This window comes from Flagellimonas sp. (assembly GCF_965601775.1).
Lineage (GTDB): Bacteria > Bacteroidota > Bacteroidia > Flavobacteriales > Flavobacteriaceae > Flagellimonas.
Map to the genome: position 1 here is coordinate 1,160,379 of NZ_OZ271837.1, position 14,622 is coordinate 1,175,000.

Sequence of the window (14,622 nt, forward strand, 5' to 3'; positions counted from 1 at the left end):
AAGAACTTGAGGTTTATTTTACGTAAACGATTTCGGAAACTCAACTTTATTTTTTTGTTAGGAATTGGGAAAACGGAGATGGCTATATTTGCCAACTCAAGGATTTGATTTGAAATTTGATTTAATTCAGAAGGACAAAGCGACCAAAGCAAGGGCTGCAACTTTGGAAACCGACCATGGTGTAATTCAAACACCAATTTTTATGCCTGTTGGGACCGTTGCCTCTGTGAAGGCGGTTCATCAACGTGAATTAAAACAGGATATTAATCCTGATATCATTCTGGGAAATACCTATCACCTGTATTTGCGCCCTGGCTTGGAAATACTTGAGAAGGCCGGCGGGCTGCATCAGTTTATGGGATGGGACAGAAACATACTAACGGATAGTGGGGGCTATCAGGTGTATTCCCTTTCCGATAATCGAAAAATAAAAGAAGAAGGGGTCACTTTTAAATCCCATATCGATGGGAGCAAACACTTCTTTAGTCCTGAAAGCGTCATGGATATCCAGAGGACTATCGGAGCAGATATCATAATGGCTTTTGATGAATGCACGCCGTATCCTTGTGATTATGATTATGCAAAAAGGTCGATGCATATGACCCATAGATGGTTGGACAGATGTATCAATCATTTTAAAAACACACCTCCCAGATATGGTTATGAACAAAGCTTGTTCCCTATAGTTCAGGGGTCAACCTATAAGGACCTAAGGAAACAATCCGCAGAATATATTGCCTCCGTTGAGGCTGAAGGAAACGCTATCGGCGGATTATCCGTTGGTGAACCGGCCGAAGAGATGTATGTAATGTCAGAGATTGTTTGTAATATCTTGCCAGAGGATAAACCAAGATATCTCATGGGGGTGGGTACTCCCATTAATATTTTGGAAAATATTGCATTGGGTGTAGATATGTTCGATTGTGTAATGCCAACTAGAAACGCGCGGAACGGAATGCTCTTTACTGCTCACGGAACCATTAACATTAAGAACAAAAAATGGGAGGCGGATTTTTCCCCAATTGACGAGATGGGAATCACTTTTGTGGATACTGAATACTCCAAAGCCTATTTACGCCATCTTTTTGCCGCAAATGAGTTTCTGGGTAAACAAATAGCCACCATACATAATTTAGGATTTTACCTGTGGTTGGTTCGTACTGCAAGAGAACGTATTTTAGCGGGCGATTTCTCGGAATGGAAAACGACAATGGTCCGTCAAATGGATAAAAGGCTGTGATGCTCACCATACTGGATAGATACATACTCAAACGCTACCTGGTCACCTTTTTAGGTATGCTTATGCTATTTGTTCCGATTGGAATTATGGCCAACCTAGCGGAAAAAATTGGAAAAATAATCGATAATGAGGCTCCCCTAATAGAGGTGATTCAGTTTTATGGGAACTTCACATTAGTGATTGGAAACCTACTACTTCCCATTTTTTTGTTCCTTTCCATAATATTTTTCACATCAAAATTGGCTAGTAATACCGAAATAGTAGCCATTTTGAGTTCTGGGGTTTCATATTCCCGATTTTTAAGACCGTATTTAATAGGGGCCGCCTTGGTAGCAATCCTCATTTTTATGATGGGAATGTTTATCGTACCCCACGCGAGTATTGGATTTAACGAATTTGAATACAAGTATTTTAAAAGAGGAAGACAGGATAGGGTCACCAGCAACATCTTTAATCAGCTCAACGAAAATGACTACATCTACGTGAGCAGTTTTGACCCCAATCGAAAAATTGGGTACAACTTCACTTACGAACGTTTTGATTCTATAAAAAAGCTAGACTATAAAATTTCGGCCACCAATATTAGATGGGTGGACAAAGACAGTACTTACAGGTTGACCAATTATGTTAAGCGGAAGATTCGCAATGACGTGGAGCTAATTGAAACCCAACGTCGTTTGGATACCTTGTTTACATTTAAAATTGAGGATTTAACACCTGTTTCTTATGTCGCTGAAACCAAAAACCTATTTGAGCTGAATGAATTCATCAAAGATCAGCAAAGTAAAGGAGCTTCCAATATAAATGCCTACATCTTGGTCAAGTACAAGAGATGGGCTTTACCAATAGCGGCGTTTATACTTACCATTATTGCAGTTGCCGTTTCATCAGTAAAAAGAAGAGGGGGTATGGGTCTAAATCTAGCTTTCGGTATTGGAGTGGCGTTTATTTATATCTTTTTTGATAAGGTATTTGGAACGCTCGCCGAACAGTCTGGTTTTTCTCCACTTTTGGCGGTAATTATACCCAATCTGATTTTTGGGGTTTTTGCGGTATATATGTTGATGAAAGCCAAAAGATAGATTCTTTTACTGATCATAATCGCGTTAATTGGCAATTGGGTTTGGGTATCGTTCTCGGTAAAGTTTTATATTTGCCCCACTATTTTTAGACACAGACTTCAATGGAATATTTAGATTTTGAACTCCCGATAAAAGAATTGGAAGACCAGTTGCAGAAATGCATGGTCATCGGTGAGGAAAGTGACGTGGATGTCACAGAAACATGCCAGCAGATAGAAAATAAGCTTGAAGAAACCCGCAAGGATATCTACAAAAACCTTACGGCCTGGCAGAGAGTTCAATTGTCTAGACACCCCAACAGACCGTACACAATGGATTACATAAATGCCATTTGTGGGGATACTTTTTTGGAATTACATGGAGACCGAAACGTCAAGGACGATAAGGCGATGATAGGCGGTTTGGGTAAAATTGGCGACCAAAGCTATATGTTTATTGGTCAACAAAAGGGCTATAATACCAAAACAAGACAGTATCGTAACTTTGGTATGGCGAACCCAGAAGGATATAGAAAGGCCTTAAGGTTAATGAAGTCTGCGGAGAAGTTTGGAATACCGGTGGTTTGTTTTATTGATACCCCAGGAGCATACCCTGGAATTGAAGCGGAAGAACGCGGACAAGGAGAAGCCATCGCCAGAAATATTTTGGAGATGACCCGTTTGAAAGTACCTATTATTGTGGTAATCATCGGGGAAGGAGCTTCTGGCGGAGCTTTGGGAATTGGCGTGGGAGACAAGGTCTTGATGTTGGAAAATACATGGTACTCTGTAATCTCCCCAGAATCATGCTCTTCCATATTATGGAGAAGTTGGGAATACAAGGAACAAGCAGCCGAAGCCTTGAAACTAACAGCTTCAGATATGAAGAAGCAAAAGCTTGTTGATGAAATTGTAAAGGAACCTCTTGGTGGAGCGCACACCAATAGAGAAAAAACTTTCGAGACGGTTAGGAATAAAATTTCATCCCATTTTGAAGAGCTTAAAAAGTTATCACCAAAAGAATTGGTGAAAACTAGGATGGAAAAGTACGCATCTATGGGTGTGTTTAACGATTGATTCCCTATATCCAGAGCCTAGTTTAAATTATCCCGAAAAACTATTAAACAGTTTGAGGGTTATTAACATCAAAAATCAACTTATCAACAACCCTTATGTTAATTACCTGTGGATAGGGTGGGTCAAGAAACCAAGGTTAAGTAAAGGTTAATTAGCTACATTCGCACTTATGGAGAAACCTAACCCCATTATTGGTCATAGAGTCGACAAATCAACTCTAATAAGTCTTGAAAGAGGTAAAATACCACCTCAAGCTGTTGATTTAGAGGAAGTTGTGCTAGGAGCTATGATGATTGATAAAAAGGGAGTGGATGAAGTAATAGATATCTTACATCCTGAAGTTTTTTATAAGGAAGCCCATAAGTTTGTTTACGAAGCTATCTTTAAACTTTTCGAATCTTCGGAACCGGTGGATTTATTAACCGTTTCTGCCCAATTAAAGAAAGATGGGAAGCTGGAAGTTGTTGGGGGTGACTTTTATTTGATAAAATTGACCCAAAAAGTGGCTTCCTCAGCCCATATTGAGTTTCATGCCCGCATAATTCTCCAGAAATACATTCAAAGAAGCCTTATAAAAATCTCCAATGAAATTATTGAGGATGCTTATAACGAATCCACAGATGTATTTGACTTACTGGATAGTGCTGAGGCAAAACTATATGAGGTAACCCAAGGGAATCTAAAACGGTCTGCAGAAACAGCCTTGGATTTGGTAATTCAAGCTAAAAAGAAGATTGAAGAAATTTCCAATAAAGAAGGTACCAGTGGAATTCCTTCCGGCTTCGATAAATTGGATAAGCTTACCTCAGGGTGGCAACCCAGTGATTTGATTATAGTTGCGGCAAGACCGGGTATGGGTAAAACAGCATTGACGCTGTCCATGGCTCGAAACATTGCTGTTAATTCGGATATACCCGTGGCCTTCTTTTCTTTGGAAATGTCATCTGTTCAGTTAATTACTAGGCTTATTTCTTCGGAAACCGGACTTTCATCCGAAAAGTTGCGTACCGGCCGTTTGGAAAAACATGAATGGGAACAACTCAATGTCAAGGTAAAAGCTTTGGAAAAAGCCCCCTTGTTTATCGATGATACACCATCCTTGTCCATTTTTGACCTTAGGGCCAAGGCCAGAAGGTTGGCCTCCCAACACGGCATACAGCTTATAGTAATTGATTATCTCCAACTGATGACGGCGGGGGGAAGTCAAAAAGGAGGGAATAGGGAACAAGAGATTTCAACCATTTCCAGAAACCTTAAGGCGTTAGCCAAGGAATTGAATGTTCCGGTAATAGCTTTATCCCAATTGTCTCGGGCAGTTGAGACTAGGGGAGGCAGTAAACGACCCATTCTTTCCGATTTGAGGGAGTCTGGAGCGATTGAGCAAGATGCCGATATAGTTTCCTTTATTTATCGACCGGAATACTACAAAATAGACGAGTGGGATGATGAAGAAAGAACCCCAACACAAGGTCAAGCTGAGTTTATCGTGGCCAAACACCGTAATGGGGGATTGGATAATATTAGGTTAAAGTTTGTGGGGGCTTTAGGTAAATTTGATAACTTGGATGACTTTGATTCCCCATTTGAGTTCCAATCCAAGATGAATTCGGACGGAGAGAATCCATTTGCAACACCAAATTTGCCAAATGCAGATGAGGCATTTGGTAGTGCGATGAACAGTGATGATGATCCGGATGATAATGACATACCATTCTAAAAAGACCCCCCGTTCATTTCGAGCGAAAGCTAGAAATCTAACCCTCTTGTTTTTCTTTTTTGTCTTTAGCCTGAAAGCTTCGGTAATCCTGATTCCGATGGATGCTGAGGGACAAGAAAACCATTTAAAAGCATACGGCATTACCTATTGGGTATTGAACAAACAGCAGAAGGTACAGTGGCTTCTTAATTACAGAGGGGGCTCTTTTTTATTGCCAGATGGAGAGGCTATCCGCAAAGAATGCCAAATACGAGGGGTATCTTTCGAAGTACTTTCTGATGCAAGGGCCGAACAATTATTGGACGATATCAGCAGCCCCTCACAAAACCAAGAGGCTGTAATCCTTGAAAAAGCTCCAAAAATTGCAGTATACACCCCAAAAGGCAATCAACCTTGGGATGACGCAGTGACCATGGTTTTAACCTATGCAGAGATTCCTTATGTAACCGTCTATGATGAGGAAGTACTGGATGATAAGCTGGCCCTGTATGATTGGTTGCATTTACATCACGAAGATTTTACTGGGCAATACGGAAAGTTTTATGGGGCTTATCGAGCCGCTCCTTGGTATATACAAGGTAAAAAAGAAGCCGAAGCCTTGGCCACTAAACTGGGTTATTCTAAAGTATCCGAGCAAAAAAGGGCGGTAGCCTTGAAAATCCGTAACTACGTAATTGGAGGTGGCTTTATGTTCGCCATGTGTTCTGCAACGGATAGTTTTGATATAGCTCTTGCGGCGGAAAATACGGATATTTGCGAGGCCATGTTTGATGGAGACCCTTCAGATGCAAATTATCAAGGTAAATTGAACTTTAAAAACACCTTTGCTTTCACCAATTTTATTTTGGAACGGAATCCGGTTCGATATGAGTTTTCTTCCATAGACATGACGAATAAGCGGAGAAACGTACCTAGAGAATCCGATTATTTTTCCTTAATGGAGTTTTCAGCCAAATGGGACCCTGTTCCTACCATGCTTACACAAAATCATACAACCTTAGTCAAAGGTTTTATGGGACAGACCACGGCATTTACTCGAGACCAAATCAAATCCACAGTAATGGTTTTGGGCGAAAACAAAATTAATGGAGAGGCAAGGTACCTTCACGGTATCAAGGGCAAAGGCTTTTTTACTTTTTATGGCGGACATGACCCTGAAGACTATCAGCATCGGGTAGGGGACCCCAAGACGGAATTGGAATTACATCCGACTTCTCCGGGATATCGACTTATTTTAAACAATGTGCTTTTCCCAGCAGCACGAAAAAAGAAGCAGAAGACCTAAGGAGTTTACAATTGGGTGATTCCAATATTCACAAAAACGGCATCTAAAGGACTACCATTGTTATTGACTACATACCGGAAACGTACCTCGTCATTGGCTCGTAAGGGATAAATGATGGTTCCAGAAGTTCCCCACCAATCCCTATTTGGGAGTGAAGCAAATCCTCTGGAAAGATAGCCACGCAAAGCTCCATTGATAAAAAGACCTATTATGTATTTGGTATCTCCAGAAGGCATATCTCGTACGGAAAAGGCCGCACTCATGAAATAGGTACCCGCTTGATTTACACGTATTCTACCATTACCAAGTGTTTGGTAGATGCCACCCGTATTACTGAGCTCATGTGTCGCGTTAACAGGAAAATCGTAATAGGTATTCGTACTGTTAACAATAAGGTTGTTATTGCCATTACTTGCCCTATTCAATACTAAAGTTTTACTTTCATTGGAAGGTGCTACCCAATTGGAGCCTGAGAAAAAGTTGATTTGCCCAGTATCTTCATTGTATATAAGCATACCATCCTCTGGATTTGAAATACTGCTAATCTCGGTTTGATTGGCATTATGTACTTTAATTAAATCACCAGTAGATGGCGTTTGACCCCATGAAGTAGTCAAGCCTCCCAGAAGCAAAAAGAATAGAATTCCCAATACATTATTGCCACCAAACTTGGTGGTAAAGAATTGGAGCATACCTTAGCGTGTTTAGTATAAAACTATAAGGTGTGCTTTAGAGCGGCAATAAATTGTTGTGAATTTGCTGATTAACAGTGTAATTCCTTAACAAAAGGAGACCTAAGTACGCGTAAGTTCCTTGATAATTTTTTCATGTTGCGGAAATTTTTTTAGAAGTTCATCCTGACTGGGAAGAATGAAATCTTCAAAATCAAACCCAGGAGATACCGTGCATCCTACAAAAGAATAATCTTGAGAGGTCAAGGTTTTCGCAGCAAACCAATATCCACCTGGAACCACAAATTGGGGAAGTTGTCCAGATTCAAAATCTGTTCCGATGATTTGTTCAGAATAATCACCTTGGTCTGAAATCATAGAAAGCTTTAAAGGGGAACCCGAATAAAAATGCCAGATTTCATCTTGTTTTATTCTATGAAAAGCAGAAAAGGTATCCGAGGTAAGCAAAAAATAGATGCCAGTAGAGTAATTTCTTTCGCTAGTATATTCCTCGGGTAACGCATCTTTCGAAATGGTTCCTGCACTACGGTAAGTTTCTTTAAAATACCCTCCCTCTGGATGAGGTGCTAGATTGAATTTTTTAATGAGAATTTCGATATCCCTCATAAAAGCTTCTCTAAAATTCGTTCCACGCCAAAATCATTATGACTGCTCGTCTCATATCGCGCTACTTTTTTCACATTAGGATGTGCATTGGCCATGGCAAAACTATATTCCGAGAGTTGAAGCATTTCGATGTCGTTGTTATAATCTCCAAATATCAGAACTTCGTCAGATTTTATGTTATGAGAGTTCATTACTTCTTGCAAGGCGTTTCCCTTATGGGCTTCTACATGGTTCAAATCTACCCAGTTAGGTCCGGAGACTTTTACTTTAACCTGCTCGCTAAGGTGTGTGGTTTTGGGATAAATGTATTCTTCGGCACTTATACGGTGATAAACCGCAATTTTTACAATCTCATCGGTTACTGTGGTATAATCATTAACTACTTCATAACAAGAGTAATACTCTTTGATTTGTTCCAAAAAAGACCTGGAACTCCCATCCAAGTAGGATTTGTATTTTCCACAAAGCATGGCATAACCTCCATCAATAGAATCAATAATTTCCAAGATTTCTTGAATCAAACTTTGTTTTATTGGAGTCACCGACAATTCTTCATCTCCCTTTTTTACAAAAGCCCCATTTTCTGAAATAAAGATGATATCGTCCTTAATTTTTTGAAGTTTTTCAGCCATGCTGTGGTATTGTCGACCACTGGCAGCAACAAATTGGATATTCCGTTTTTTAAGCTCTTGAAATTGTTCAAAAAAACGATTGCTCACTTCATGGTTTGAATTCAATAAGGTACCATCCATGTCGGATACTACCATTTTTATATTGGATAGGTTCATTCCTAAAATTAAAAGTATAAAGGTAGCGGTTGTTTCTCCAATGATGTAAAGTTTGTATTAATTTCCCAGCATGAAATACTTTCAAACTGAATTAAGACTGAATCCATTTCCTAGGGGTTTTCATCTGATTACAGAAAACATTAAAAAGGCAATTCCTGAAATTTCACACATTGAAGCGGGGTTCTTACATGTATTTATAAAACACACTTCGGCTTCCTTGACCATAAATGAAAATGCGGACCCAACGGTTCGAGTGGATTTTGAAAGCCATTTTAATCAGATGGTGCCAGAAGATGCCCCTTATTATATACATACCTATGAAGGACCTGATGATATGCCTGCCCATATCAAGGCATCATTATTGGGTAATTCTGTACAGATACCCATTACAAAAGGAAAACTGAATCTGGGCATATGGCAAGGGGTATACCTCTGCGAACATAGAGATAATGCGAGCCCCAGAAAACTGGTATTGACTGCCCATGGTTCTTAAACAAAAAATCCCGCTCAATTGAGCAGGATTTTTCAAGCGGGAAAATAATTTTATTTTACTTTTTCGACAATGGCTTTGAACGCATCAGGATGGTTCATGGCCAAATCTGCAAGCACCTTTCTGTTAAGCTCAATTCCTTGCGCTTTCACCTTACCCATAAATTGGGAATAGGACATACCGTGTAATCTTGCACCGGCATTAATACGGGTGATCCAAAGGGCTCTAAAAGTTCTCTTTTTATTTCTTCTGTCACGGTAGGCGTAAAGCATTGCTTTTTCTACCGCATTTTTGGCTACTGTCCAAACGTTTTTACGTCTTCCAAAGTAACCTTTGGCTTGCTTCATCACTTTTTTTCTTCTAGCTCTTGAAGCAACTGAATTAACTGATCTTGGCATAATGTTTCATTTTTTTGTAGCAGGCGCCCTATTTAAAGGAACTTTGATGGCCCAACTCCAGGGTTAATAATTAATGTACCGATTGAACAATTATTTTAATCGTAATTGTTCCTTAATGCTGTTGACATCCGACTCATGTACCAAAGTAGAGTGGGTCAACTTAAGCTTACGCTTTTTCGATTTTTTAGTCAAAATATGACTCTTAAAAGCGTGCTTTCTTTTGATTTTACCAGAGCCGGTAAGCTTAAAACGCTTTTTGGCACTGGATTTTGTTTTCATCTTAGGCATTTTCTCCTCTTTATAATTTAACATCAAGCATTACTCGATGTCCCGCTTTATATATGCTGAACTTGGTTCAGATATTTACTTTTTTGTTTTGGGAGCGATGAACATAGTCATACGCTTTCCTTCCAATTTAGGCATTTGCTCCACTTTACCCAGTTCTTCTAATTCTTGGGCTAGTCTAAGCAAAAGAATTTCTCCTTGATCTTTATACACAATGGAACGACCTTTAAAAAACACATAGGCTTTTAGTTTGGCTCCATCTTTTAAGAACTTTTCGGCGTGCCTTTTCTTAAACTCGTAATCATGGTCATCCGTTTGCGGCCCAAATCTGATTTCCTTCACTACTACTTTAGTAGCTTTTGCTTTTAAAGCCTTATCTCGTTTCTTTTGCTCATAAAGAAACTTTTTATAATCCATGATTTTACAAACTGGAGGTGCTGCTTTTGGTGAAATTTCCACTAAATCCAATTCCAGTTCCTGAGCTTTGGCTAATGCCTTGGCTATGGGATAAACACCCATTTCCACATTGTCTCCCACCAGTCTTACTTCTGGGGAAGTAATTTTTTCATTGATATTGTGAGGGTTTTTGTTTTCCCTCCTTGGTTGGGGTCTAGATCTTCTTCGTATTGCTATGACGTATACTTTTTAATTAAACTTAAATTTTTAGAACGACTTTAAGGTACTATTTATTTCAGTAGTCACCAAGTCTGCAAACGCCTCTACACTTATACTTCCTATGTCCTCACCACCATGCCTACGAACAGATATTGTGTTAGCGCTTTCTTCCTGCTCACCCACTATCAACATAAAAGGAACTTTTTTGAGTTCAGCTTCACGAATCTTTTTACCAACAGTCTCGTTCCTATTATCAATGAGCGCGCGAATTTCGTTATTTTCTAAAGAATTTAAAACTTTTTCCGCATATTTTTCATGTTTCTCACTGACAGGCAGTACCATAGCTTGGTTTGGTATTAACCATAATGGGAAGTTTCCGCCAGTATGCTCCAATAAAATTGCTACAAAACGTTCCATACTACCAAAAGGTGCCCTGTGTATCATAATGGGTCTATGCAACTCATTGTCACTACCCTTATAGGTAAGGTCAAAGCGTTCTGGTAAGTTATAATCCACTTGAATTGTACCTAACTGCCAGCTTCTTCCTATCGCATCCTTGACCATAAAATCCAATTTTGGACCATAGAATGCCGCTTCCCCAGGTTCAACTACAAAATCCAATCCTTTCTCTTCAGCTGCTTGGATGATAGCATTTTCTGCTTTTTCCCAATTTTCCGGCTCCCCAATATATTTCCCTAGATTGTCTAGATCCCTTACAGAAACTTGCGCTGTAAAGTCGTCAAAACCTAGAGAGGTCAAAACATATAATGAAAGATCAATTACGTTTTTAAACTCGTCATTGAGTTGGTCGGGAGTGCAGAAAATGTGGGCATCATCTTGTGTAAACCCTCTAACCCGGGTCAAACCATGCAGTTCCCCACTTTGTTCATATCGATAAACAGTACCAAATTCTGCATATCTTTTTGGTAAATCCTTATAGCTAAAATGAAAGCTATTGTAAATCTCACAATGATGAGGACAATTCATTGGTTTCAGCAGAAATTCTTCCTCATCCTTTGGAGTATGGATAGGTTGAAAACTATCCTCTCCATATTTTGCATAATGCCCAGAGGTAACATAAAGTTCTTTCTGACCAATGTGAGGTGAAACAACCATTTCATACCCTGCCTTTTTCTGCGCCTTTTTTAGGAACTGCTCTAATCGTTCACGTAAGGCAGCCCCATTAGGTAACCATAAAGGCAGTCCTTGACCTACTTTTTGGGAGAAAGTAAACAACTCCAACTCCCTTCCTAATTTTCTATGGTCTCTTTTTTTGGCTTCTTCCAAGAGTTCAAGATACTCTGTCAGTTCCTTTTGTTTGGGAAATGAAATACCGTATACACGGGTCAATTGTTTGTTATTTTCATCTCCTCGCCAATAGGCTCCTGCGGTACTAAGTACTTTAAATGCCTTGATGATTCCGGTATTGGGAATATGTCCTCCTCTACATAGGTCGGTAAAGGTACTGTGGTCACAAAACGTTATAGTACCGTCTTCCAAGTTCTCAATCAACTCAACTTTGTAAGGGTTACTTCGTTCTTTATAAAAAGCCAACGCCTCATCTTTGGAAACTTCCCTCATTTTAAAATCGTGCTTCTCTCTAGCTATTTCCAAAGCTTTCTTTTCGATTTTTGGAAAGTCCTTTTCAGAGAAAGAATGTTCTCCAAAATCAACATCATAATAGAAACCGTTCTCTATGGCCGGACCAATGGTTAGCTTCACTCCAGGATACAATTCCTCTATAGCTTGGGCCAAAACGTGTGAAGATGAATGCCAGAACGCTGTCTTTCCCCCTTTATCCTTCCAAGTGTATAATGTTAAGGTTCCGTTGGTGGTCAAAGGAGTGGTTACTTCAACAATATGGTCATCGAATTTTGCTGAAATTACATTTCTTGCCAAGCCTTCACTAATGCTTTTGGCAATATCCATTGGACTGGTGCCTTTGGAAACCTCTTTGATTGCTCCATCTGGAAGCGTAATTTGTATCATTTTCACCTTTTGTTTGTGGGGGGCAAAGATAGTATCTTGTATTAAGGGATACAACATACATGATTATTCAAAAAAAATGGGTAAATTACCTATTGTGCTTTTAATCAAAACCTTAAGAACTTTTTGGACTTTTGACTTTGATTGTTTAGATGTGGATAGGTAGAAATATTAAAAATAATACACTGACAATCAATACATTAAATTTTTTTTGAATTTTTTTTGAAAATAGTTTGGTGGTATTAAATAAAGCTATCTATATTTGCACCCGCTAAAACGGTAAATGTATTGTTTTGGTGTAGCGGAAAAGAGGGCCTTTCGGGGCGTTTTTTTTGCTTATGGAACAAAGAAGTTCATTGGCATTATTGGAACAGACAGCGTAAATCAGAGAAGATTTAGAACAAACCATTTTGGTGCCGGGCTCAGGGATTGTATTGGAGCGACATATAATATATGACGCATTACAATGAAGAGTTTGATCCTGGCTCAGGATGAACGCTAGCGGCAGGCCTAACACATGCAAGTCGAGGGGCAGCGGGGATTGCTTGCAATCCGCCGGCGACCGGCGCACGGGTGCGGAACGCGTATGGAACCTGCCCCTGTCAGGGGAATAGCCCAGAGAAATTTGGATTAATGCCCCATGGTAACATTTTATCGCATGATAAGGTGTTTAAAGATTTATCGGACAGGGATGGCCATGCGTACCATTAGCTAGTTGGTAAGGTAACGGCTTACCAAGGCAACGATGGTTAGGGGCCCTGAGAGGGGGATCCCCCACACTGGTACTGAGACACGGACCAGACTCCTACGGGAGGCAGCAGTGAGGAATATTGGACAATGGCCGGAAGGTTGATCCAGCCATGCCGCGTGCAGGATGACTGCCCTATGGGTTGTAAACTGCTTTTATACGGGAAGAAACCTCCCCTCGTGAGGGGAGCTGACGGTACCGTAAGAATAAGGACCGGCTAACTCCGTGCCAGCAGCCGCGGTAATACGGAGGGTCCGAGCGTTATCCGGAATCATTGGGTTTAAAGGGTCCGTAGGCGGGCCTGTAAGTCAGGGGTGAAAGGCCACGGCTCAACCGTGGGACTGCCCTTGATACTGCAGGTCTTGAGTTATAGTGGGGTTGCCGGAACATGTGGTGTAGCGGTGAAATGCATAGATATCACATAGAACACCGATCGCGAAGGCAGGTGACCAACTATATACTGACGCTGATGGACGAAAGCGTGGGTAGCGAACGGGATTAGATACCCCGGTAGTCCACGCCGTAAACGATGGATACTAGCTGTCGGGCCTTCGGGCTCGGCGGCCAAGCGAAAGTGATAAGTATCCCACCTGGGGAGTACGTTCGCAAGAATGAAACTCAAAGGAATTGACGGGGGCCCGCACAAGCGGTGGAGCATGTGGTTTAATTCGATGATACGCGAGGAACCTTACCAGGGCTTAAATGCGGGCTGCATGGGACAGAGACGTCCCTTTCTTCGGACCGCCCGCAAGGTGCTGCATGGTTGTCGTCAGCTCGTGCCGTGAGGTGTCAGGTTAAGTCCTATAACGAGCGCAACCCCTACCGTTAGTTGCCAGCAAGTAAAGTTGGGGACTCTAACGGGACTGCCGGTGCAAACCGTGAGGAAGGTGGGGACGACGTCAAATCATCACGGCCCTTACGTCCTGGGCCACACACGTGCTACAATGGCCGGTACAGAGGGAAGCCACCCCGCAAGGGGGCGCGGATCTACAAAGCCGGTCACAGTTCGGATCGGGGTCTGCAACTCGACCCCGTGAAGCTGGAATCGCTAGTAATCGGATATCAGCCATGATCCGGTGAATACGTTCCCGGGCCTTGTACACACCGCCCGTCAAGCCATGGAAGCCGGGAGTGCCTGAAGTCCGTGACCGCAAGGAGCGGCCTAGGGCAAAATCGGTAACTAGGGCTAAGTCGTAACAAGGTAGCCGTACCGGAAGGTGCGGCTGGAACACCTCCTTTCTAGAGAAAGGTCGCCCGATACGAGAATCGGGCCCGCGCCGGGATGAGGGTTCGGAATCCTTTCTGATGTTGTCTGTCCAATGCCATTGATGATATATTGTTGAAGTCTCGTAGCTCAGCTGGTTAGAGCGCTACACTGATAATGTAGAGGTCGGCAGTTCGAGCCTGCCCGAGACTACTGAGAAAAGTTCATTGATTTGAAATAGGAAATTCTAGGTGTTGGGTTACCGTTATATAGTACTGTTAACTGATGACTGTTAACTGACAACTGATAAAGGGGAATTAGCTCAGCTGGCTAGAGCGCCTGCCTTGCACGCAGGAGGTCACCGGTTCGACTCCGGTATTCTCCACCAGGTGGCACCTGGGGTCAATTATTGTAATTGTTTTTTGGGTGCT

The 14,622-nt window shown here is 41.3% G+C and carries 13 protein-coding genes, 2 tRNA genes and 1 rRNA gene; 9 read left to right on the forward strand and 7 right to left on the reverse strand.

Annotation, left to right across the window (positions count from 1 at the left end; all coding sequences use genetic code 11):
• The first annotated feature begins 109 nt into the window (after positions 1–109).
• The 5 genes from tgt (at position 110) to ACSLUF_RS05545 (ending at position 6,379) form a co-directional block, all read left to right on the forward strand.
• Positions 110–1,240, forward strand: coding sequence for a tRNA guanosine(34) transglycosylase Tgt (gene tgt, locus ACSLUF_RS05525; protein ID WP_435625123.1), 1,131 nt, complete (start codon positions 110–112; stop codon positions 1,238–1,240).
• Positions 1,240–2,322 (forward strand): LptF/LptG family permease, encoded by a 1,083-nt coding sequence (locus ACSLUF_RS05530; RefSeq protein ID WP_435625124.1) that lies wholly within the window; start codon positions 1,240–1,242, stop codon positions 2,320–2,322. The genes tgt and ACSLUF_RS05530 overlap by 1 nt, the downstream gene beginning before the upstream one ends.
• Positions 2,323–2,423: 101 nt before the next feature.
• The gene (locus ACSLUF_RS05535) at positions 2,424–3,377 is read left to right on the forward strand and encodes an acetyl-CoA carboxylase carboxyltransferase subunit alpha (RefSeq protein ID WP_435625125.1); all 954 of its coding nucleotides are present in this window, start codon (positions 2,424–2,426) and stop codon (positions 3,375–3,377) included.
• A gap of 169 nt (positions 3,378–3,546) precedes the next feature.
• Positions 3,547–5,094 carry a replicative DNA helicase gene (gene dnaB, locus ACSLUF_RS05540; RefSeq protein WP_435625126.1) on the forward strand — a complete coding sequence of 516 codons (1,548 nt, stop codon included), beginning with the start codon at positions 3,547–3,549 and terminating at the stop codon, positions 5,092–5,094.
• A 97-nt stretch (positions 5,095–5,191) separates the two neighbouring features.
• Positions 5,192–6,379 (forward strand): asparagine synthetase B, encoded by a 1,188-nt coding sequence (locus ACSLUF_RS05545; RefSeq protein WP_435625809.1) that lies wholly within the window; start codon positions 5,192–5,194, stop codon positions 6,377–6,379.
• Between the two features lie 5 nt (positions 6,380–6,384).
• Here the strand turns inward: ACSLUF_RS05545 and ACSLUF_RS05550 are convergent, their stop codons facing one another.
• From ACSLUF_RS05550 to ACSLUF_RS05560, 3 genes are all read right to left on the reverse strand, one after another.
• Positions 6,385–7,071 carry a hypothetical protein gene (locus ACSLUF_RS05550; protein WP_435625127.1) on the reverse strand — a complete coding sequence of 229 codons (687 nt, stop codon included), beginning with the start codon at positions 7,069–7,071 and terminating at the stop codon, positions 6,385–6,387.
• Between the two features lie 102 nt (positions 7,072–7,173).
• Positions 7,174–7,677, reverse strand: coding sequence for a cupin domain-containing protein (locus ACSLUF_RS05555; protein ID WP_435625128.1), 504 nt, complete (start codon positions 7,675–7,677; stop codon positions 7,174–7,176).
• Positions 7,674–8,465 carry an HAD family hydrolase gene (locus tag ACSLUF_RS05560; protein ID WP_435625129.1) on the reverse strand — a complete coding sequence of 264 codons (792 nt, stop codon included), beginning with the start codon at positions 8,463–8,465 and terminating at the stop codon, positions 7,674–7,676. Before ACSLUF_RS05560 ends, ACSLUF_RS05555 begins: the two co-directional genes overlap by 4 nt.
• Positions 8,466–8,535: 70 nt before the next feature.
• Between ACSLUF_RS05560 and ACSLUF_RS05565 the strand changes: the two genes are divergently transcribed.
• Positions 8,536–8,958 carry a secondary thiamine-phosphate synthase enzyme YjbQ gene (locus tag ACSLUF_RS05565; protein WP_435625130.1) on the forward strand — a complete coding sequence of 141 codons (423 nt, stop codon included), beginning with the start codon at positions 8,536–8,538 and terminating at the stop codon, positions 8,956–8,958.
• Between the two features lie 50 nt (positions 8,959–9,008).
• Here ACSLUF_RS05565 and rplT read toward each other — a convergent pair whose 3' ends face one another.
• From rplT to thrS, 4 genes are all read right to left on the reverse strand, one after another.
• Positions 9,009–9,353, reverse strand: coding sequence for a 50S ribosomal protein L20 (gene rplT, locus ACSLUF_RS05570; protein WP_106148087.1), 345 nt, complete (start codon positions 9,351–9,353; stop codon positions 9,009–9,011).
• Positions 9,354–9,443: 90 nt separating this feature from the next.
• Entirely contained in the window at positions 9,444–9,641 is a 198-nt protein-coding gene (gene rpmI / locus ACSLUF_RS05575; protein WP_073181711.1) for a 50S ribosomal protein L35, read from the reverse strand.
• A 75-nt stretch (positions 9,642–9,716) separates the two neighbouring features.
• On the reverse strand, positions 9,717–10,211 hold the full coding sequence (gene infC / locus ACSLUF_RS05580) for a translation initiation factor IF-3 (protein WP_435625810.1): 495 nt from the start codon (positions 10,209–10,211) through the stop codon (positions 9,717–9,719).
• A 90-nt stretch (positions 10,212–10,301) separates the two neighbouring features.
• Positions 10,302–12,242 (reverse strand): threonine--tRNA ligase, encoded by a 1,941-nt coding sequence (gene thrS / locus ACSLUF_RS05585; RefSeq protein WP_435625131.1) that lies wholly within the window; start codon positions 12,240–12,242, stop codon positions 10,302–10,304.
• 460 nt (positions 12,243–12,702) lie between these two features.
• On the opposite strand from thrS, the gene ACSLUF_RS05590 reads away from it, so the two are divergent.
• The 3 genes from ACSLUF_RS05590 to ACSLUF_RS05600 all read left to right on the forward strand — a co-directional run bounded on the left by ACSLUF_RS05590 (position 12,703) and on the right by ACSLUF_RS05600 (position 14,579).
• Positions 12,703–14,226, forward strand: a 16S ribosomal RNA gene (locus ACSLUF_RS05590).
• A 104-nt stretch (positions 14,227–14,330) separates the two neighbouring features.
• Positions 14,331–14,404, forward strand: a tRNA-Ile gene (locus tag ACSLUF_RS05595).
• A 98-nt stretch (positions 14,405–14,502) separates the two neighbouring features.
• Positions 14,503–14,579, forward strand: a tRNA-Ala gene (locus tag ACSLUF_RS05600).
• The last annotated feature ends 43 nt before the right edge of the window (positions 14,580–14,622 follow it).